A 5,958-nucleotide genomic window follows, 5' to 3' on the forward strand; every position below is an offset into this window, starting at 1 on the left:
TGGGGATTGGGGACTGGGGATTGGGGACTGGGGATTGGGGATTGGGGACTGGGGACTGGGGATTGGCGCGTTCAAAATATTAAGAATTATGAAATCTAATCAGTGTTAACATAAATTACACTTAATGATATGGAACAATTTTTTAAAATTCTTAAAAAAATACTTTAACAAGTCGCGGCGATCGCGAGTTATGGAGCGTTGGAGTCCTCCACTATATTGCTGTATGGTGGTGGTAAGAAGTCCTCATTACCCCTAATCCCCACTTCGGGAGCGGGGGCCCCGAGTTCCCCAGTCCCCAACTTGGCCTTCAACAAGCAGTATTTATTCAGCTGATTTCTATTAGCTGAATAAATTTCTGGTAAGAAGTAAAGAAAGATGCAAATTTCGATCAACAACGGCTGATCATCCTTTGCTTCAGGCGCTAAAGTGCATATCCCACTAACATAACCCCAACAGAGCGCCTAGAAGAGTCAGCAATACCAGACAGGGACTCTCGCATGAATGTAAATCCAGCTGAATCAACCTTACAGTTGAAACAACTCTCACCTCCTCAAATTCTCTTTGGCACAGAAGTAAACCAGACAACAAGTAGTGAGCAGTTTTTACTGAGCATGTACGACTCTGTGCAAGCATCTATTTTTGTCGTGGATGTTCTAGACGATGGAGATTTTCGATATGTGGCGCTTAACCCTACTCATGAGAGGTGGTTAGGTATTCGCTCAGAAGATCTGCGAGGTAAAAAACCAGAGGATATTCTCTCTGCTGTCGATGCTGCTAGAGTGCGTCAACATTACGCTGACTGCGTGTGTTTTGGCAAAACCATCTCCTACGAGCAATGCTTAGAATTTCAAGGAATTCCTACCTGGTGGAGTACAACTTTAACTCCCTTACGAGATGCTAACTCGAAGATTTATCGCCTGATTGGTACTAGTAGTAACATAACTCCAGCCAAGCGGGCAGAGGCTGAGCAAGAGCAACTGCTAGAAGCGATCGCCGGATGGATTCACCAAGCTTTAGATTTAGAAACGATTCTTCATCAAACAGTCAAAGAAACCCGGCAGATTTTGCAGAGCGATCGCGTGTTAATCTATCAATCCCAGCCTGATGCAACTGGGGTGATCATTGCCGAATCTGTTGTCAATAGCTGTGAATCGCTGCTGGGAAAAAACCTCAAAAATCCTTGCTTAAGTAGCAAACATCAAGAACTTAACGAACGCAATTGTATTCAAGTTGTTGAGGATATTTATACAGCCGGATTGCATCATTGCCAAATAGATTTACTCGCATCTTTGCAGGTGAGAGCTAATGTTGTCGTGCCGATTTTCTTACAGCAAGAATTGTGGGGATTGTTGATTGCTCAACATTGCCGTCAACCATATCAATGGCAACAAACAGAAATTAATCTGCTCAAACAATTAGCAATCCAAATTGGCATTGCCGTGCAACAGGCAAAACTTCATCAGCAAATCAAGGATTTTCAACTTCAGTTGGAATTCCAAAAACAGAAGCACATCACTCAGTTGCAGCAAGTACAAAACTTTGAAGCCTTGGTGCGACGCATGACTGAACAAATCCGCGACAGTTTCGATGAAAATCAACTGTTGCAGACAGTCACTGAGGAATTATCACAGTTACTGCACCTTGATCGATGTCAGATTGAACTGTACAGTACTTGTCAAACCTTGGTGAGTGTTGCTTACGAATACACCACCAATTTACCCAAATGTCAAGGTTTTACACGACAGATAGTAGACTCTTTAGCAGTTTACCAGTCGCTGTTACAAAAACAATCAGTGCAATTTTTGGAAGTTGTACCGGGATGGCAACCAAAGCTAGTTGTAGTAGCACAGATGGCTTGCCCAATTTTTGATACTCAAGGAATTCTAGGGAATATTTGGTTAACAAGACCGACGCAAGAAGCGTTTGATGAGTTTGAAATTGGGCTAGTGCAGCAAATAGCAGATGAATGTGCGATCGCCATTCGTCAAGGACAGCTATACGAAAAAACCCAAAGACAGTTGAAAGAACTAGAAAAACGAGAACGTCTCAAAAACGAATTCTTGAGAACCTTGTCTCAAGAACTGCGTACACCAATCACTAGCATTAGCCTCGCAGCCCAAACCCTAGAGAGTGTTCTCACACCAAAAGAAGTATTAGATATAGAAATCGTTCCACAACTCTTACAGATTCTGCATAACGAGTGTGGGCGGGAAAGCAAGTTAATTAACGATCTACTCGCACTCACATATCTTGAAGCCGAACCCGATCCCCCGACTTTGATCGCCATTGACTTGCAAAGCTGGCTACCTCCGATTGTCGAATCTTTTCGAGACCTCACCAACTGCCAGCGACAGCAATTAAACCTGAGTATTGATCCGACACTATTGCCTTTAGAGACAGATATCACCGATTTAGAGCGCATCGTTACAGAATTACTCAACGATGCCTGCAAATACACCCCAACGGGCGAAACAATCACAGTGTCTGCTTACCAAACAGCAAATACGGTACAACTGAGGATCAGCAATTCGGGAGTAGAAATTCCCAGCAATGAGCTATCACGTATTTTCGAGCCTTTTTATCACATTTCCCAAAGCGATCGCTGGAAATACAATAGCAGCGGGCTGGAACTAGCATTAGTACAGAAAATGGTCAAACATCTGGGTGGCTCAATTCATGTGGAGAGTACAGCATGTCAAACCACCTTTACAGTCCAATTTTCTCTCTAGACTGGTAAATTCGCCAGAAGTTTGCTATATTTGTTTTCTATGTGGGTGACTAGCTCAATGGTAGAGCAGTAGACTCTTAATCTATTGGTTGCGGGTTCGAGTCCCTCGTCACCCACCTTTTAACAGTTATCAGTTATCGATAAGCCTAATAACTGTTTGCTAATTTCAGAATTTTATCAAAAGAGAACTCTTGAAGGGCAATACTTCGTGAGCTTTAGTACATCATAGGGAATAGGAAAAACTATTCCCTATTCCCTTCTTCATAAATCTGTGTAAATGTGGAGAAACAAATGTCCATCTAGCAAACTTGGGCATTCAATTTTTTGCCAGAGGATTAGTTTATGTTAGATTTTGACCGTATTACATTTGACCCTCGCATTATGGCGGGACAAGCCTGTATTCGGGGAATGCGTGTTCCAGTTTCATTGATTTTAAATTTAGTGGCTAACGGAAAAGCAGTAACAGAAATTATTGAGGACTATCCATATTTAGAACCAGAAGATATTCAACAATCTTTGTTGTATGCTGCATGGTTAGCACGAGAACAAGTTTTTCCAATAGTTGGTGAGAAAGCAGGATGAGATTCTTAGCAGATATGGGTATCTCACCACGCACAGTGAGCTGGTTAAAATCTGCTGGTTATGATGCAATACATTTAGTTGAGGAAGGTTTAGAAAAACTCCCTGATGCCGAGATTTTAGTAAAAGCTAGGATTGAAGGGCGAATTTTGTTAACAGTAGATTTGGATTTTGGTTATCTTTTGGCAGTGAGTGGAGAAACATTACCTAGCATAATTTTGTTTAGGCTAGGTAATGAAAGTTATGAAGTCATCAATGCACGCTTGGCTGAAGCGTTAAATCGTTTTGAGATTGATTTAATAGCAGGAGCAATTATTTCAGTAAGTAATAGTGCTTTTAGGATGAGGCGATCGCCTATCTAAATAAAGTTTATATTTATGTATTTTTACGCAACTGACTAACCAAGTGAGCGAGTTCTGGTATAATCAGTTTTTCCATCGCTAATCGCACAGCATTAGTAGAACCAGGAAGTGAAAAGATTAATTTATCTTGATAAACACCAGCAACAGCGCGAGAAGCGATCGCCCGCGAACCAATTTCTTGATAACTTAAAAAGCGAAATAATTCCCCAAATCCTGGTAAAGTTTTCTCTAATAACTTCTCTATTGCATCGTAAGTAGTATCTCTGGGTGCGATGCCTGTACCACCATTGAAAATCACCGCATCCAAGCTGGAGTTTTTTGCTAGATATTCTATTTGCTCTTGAATCTGCGTCGGTTCATCTTGAATAATTGTGTAGGTTTTAACAGCATGATTTGCACTTGCGAGTAATTGCTGAATTAACCGACCACTTTTGTCTGTTTCCAAGGTACGTGTATCGCTGACAGTAACTACCGCACAAGTTACCGTCATCCCAGGCGCGTCTGGATGGGGTTGTTGGTTCATAAAGCCGTAAAATTTTCTCTGTTGTTTTGAAAACTAGTTTTTATTTAGTATGGAAGATGCACAAAAATGGTACGTTGTCAAGCGCAACGCCGGAAACTGTGAAATAGTTCCCAGCGAGGAAATTGAGGATGCTCATCCAGAGATTGTAGAACAGTGGGGGCCTTTTAGCTCACAAGAGGAAGCGATCGCCCGTCGTGTGGGATTAATTAGATCTGGTAAGTGTCAACCAGTGTAATTTTAATATTTCTGATTGCTGAGTGTTGGTTTTTCAGCGCGCACACTGCGTCTAAAAACAATTTGCTTGTTTAACACTTGCAGTGCTTTAGCATACTGGGGATCAGCGAGTGTCGCAATCTTTTGGCGATCACGAACTAATGCCTCTTGTTGCTCCTTAGTCAATTCCAACTTGACATCTGGGTCTACCCCATGCTTATTAATATCTTTACCGCTGGGTGTGTGATATTTTGCGATCGTTACCGCCACTCCTGAGCCACCTTCCAAAGGACGTACCGATTGTACTAGTCCCTTCCCAAAGGTTTGAGTACCCACTAAAACACCACGTTTGTTGTCTTGCAAAGCTCCTGAGAGAATTTCACTGGCACTAGCTGAACCTTTATCTATCAACACAACCAGCGGCTTTGTGGTCAAAGCTTTGCCATTTGCTACTTCTCGTTCTTGTTCACCTTGACGGTCGATAGTAGAAACAATAGTGCCTGTATTCATCCACATCCGGGCAATTTCTATACTTGAGTATAATAAGCCGCCTGGATTGCCGCGTAAATCCAGAATATATCCAGCTACTTGTTTCGTCTCTAAATCTTTGATCGCAGCTTGCATTTCTTTTCCAGCATTGGCACTAAATTGATTGAGGCGAATGTAGCCGATATTACCTGTTGGGCTTTTTTGCTGGGAATAGCGCACTGGATGGATCTCAATTCGTGCCCTTTTGATATCAAACTGTTTTATTTCGCCATTGCGTTCAATCGTCAGAGCCACATTCGTTCCTGGCTCACCACGAATTAGGGATACTGCTTGATTAGTATCCATTCCCTGAGTGCTTTTGCCATCAATTTTTAGGATAGTATCTTTAGCTAAAATTCCAGCCTTAAAAGCGGGTGTATCCTCAATAGGGGCAATTACAACCAGTTTTTTTGTTTTTTCATCTTGGCTGATAGTGATACCAATTCCTGTGAGTTCTCCAGAAGTGTCTACTTGCATATTCTTGAACTCTTCAGGATCCATAAACCTGGTGTAGGGATCGTCAAGCTTTTTCAGCATTTCCCGGATGGATTTATAAGCTTCTTTTTGATCAGTGTAAGGTTTATTTAAATACTCTTTACGGACAGCTTGCCAATCGACTTGATTAAATGTGGCGTCCACATATTGGCGGTGGATAAGCTGCCAAACTTCATCTACTAATTCTTTATTGGGATTATCTTTAAATACAGCCTGACCTCGGGAGTTAATACCAAGGCTAGTAACACCGATTGTAGAGAGCGTCACTGCCGTAGCAGCCAAAACCAGCAAAGTTTTCATATTCACCATAATGACGCTGCGCCAGAGGAAAAATTTATAGTCAGTATGCCCAATCTAACACAGGGTAATACTGTAAAGGCTGAGCATGTATTCTTATTTCAGCACAATAGATGATGATCCGGTGAAGTTGGGGACTGGGGACTGGGGACTGGGGATTGGGGACTGGGGACTGGGGACTGGGGACTGGGGACTGGGGATTGGGGACTGGGGATTGGGGATTGGGGACTGGG

6 protein-coding genes and 1 tRNA gene are annotated in these 5,958 nt (G+C 42.3%); 5 read left to right on the forward strand and 2 right to left on the reverse strand.

What is annotated here, in order from left to right; all coding sequences use genetic code 11:
- The first annotated feature begins 497 nt into the window (after positions 1-497).
- The 4 genes from AC5JMF_RS28355 (at position 498) to AC5JMF_RS28370 (ending at position 3,669) form a co-directional block, all read left to right on the forward strand.
- Entirely contained in the window at positions 498-2,729 is a 2,232-nt protein-coding gene (locus tag AC5JMF_RS28355; RefSeq protein WP_495799048.1) for a sensor histidine kinase, read from the forward strand.
- A gap of 43 nt (positions 2,730-2,772) precedes the next feature.
- Positions 2,773-2,844 (forward strand) — tRNA-Lys (locus AC5JMF_RS28360).
- 226 nt (positions 2,845-3,070) lie between these two features.
- Positions 3,071-3,310 (forward strand): DUF433 domain-containing protein, encoded by a 240-nt coding sequence (locus AC5JMF_RS28365; RefSeq protein ID WP_495799049.1) that lies wholly within the window; start codon positions 3,071-3,073, stop codon positions 3,308-3,310.
- A complete protein-coding gene (locus AC5JMF_RS28370) occupies positions 3,307-3,669 on the forward strand; it encodes a DUF5615 family PIN-like protein (RefSeq protein WP_495799050.1) in 363 nt (120 codons plus the stop codon). Before AC5JMF_RS28365 ends, AC5JMF_RS28370 begins: the two co-directional genes overlap by 4 nt.
- Before the next feature lie 13 nt (positions 3,670-3,682).
- On the opposite strand, the gene AC5JMF_RS28375 is transcribed toward AC5JMF_RS28370, so the two are convergent.
- Positions 3,683-4,192, reverse strand: coding sequence for a MogA/MoaB family molybdenum cofactor biosynthesis protein (locus AC5JMF_RS28375; protein ID WP_495799051.1), 510 nt, complete (start codon positions 4,190-4,192; stop codon positions 3,683-3,685).
- A 49-nt stretch (positions 4,193-4,241) separates the two neighbouring features.
- Between AC5JMF_RS28375 and AC5JMF_RS28380 the strand changes: the two genes are divergently transcribed.
- On the forward strand, positions 4,242-4,427 hold the full coding sequence (locus AC5JMF_RS28380) for a DDE transposase family protein (RefSeq protein ID WP_495799052.1): 186 nt from the start codon (positions 4,242-4,244) through the stop codon (positions 4,425-4,427).
- Positions 4,428-4,429: 2 nt separating this feature from the next.
- Here the strand turns inward: AC5JMF_RS28380 and ctpC are convergent, their stop codons facing one another.
- On the reverse strand, positions 4,430-5,737 hold the full coding sequence (gene ctpC / locus AC5JMF_RS28385) for a carboxyl-terminal processing protease CtpC (protein ID WP_495799053.1): 1,308 nt from the start codon (positions 5,735-5,737) through the stop codon (positions 4,430-4,432).
- Positions 5,738-5,958: the final 221 nt, after the last annotated feature.

The sequence above is a fragment of the Desmonostoc vinosum genome, assembly GCF_059505385.1.

Excerpts from the sequence above, each read along its gene's own strand:
- AC5JMF_RS28380 (WP_495799052.1), top strand. The coding sequence starts at position 4,242 with ATGGAAGATGCACAAAAATGGTACGTTGTCAAGCGCAACGCCGGAAAC.
- ctpC (WP_495799053.1), bottom strand. The coding sequence starts at position 5,737 with ATGGTGAATATGAAAACTTTGCTGGTTTTGGCTGCTACGGCAGTGACG.
- AC5JMF_RS28370 (WP_495799050.1), top strand. The coding sequence starts at position 3,307 with ATGAGATTCTTAGCAGATATGGGTATCTCACCACGCACAGTGAGCTGG.
- AC5JMF_RS28375 (WP_495799051.1), bottom strand. The coding sequence starts at position 4,192 with ATGAACCAACAACCCCATCCAGACGCGCCTGGGATGACGGTAACTTGT.
- AC5JMF_RS28355 (WP_495799048.1), top strand. The coding sequence starts at position 498 with ATGAATGTAAATCCAGCTGAATCAACCTTACAGTTGAAACAACTCTCA.
- AC5JMF_RS28365 (WP_495799049.1), top strand. The coding sequence starts at position 3,071 with ATGTTAGATTTTGACCGTATTACATTTGACCCTCGCATTATGGCGGGA.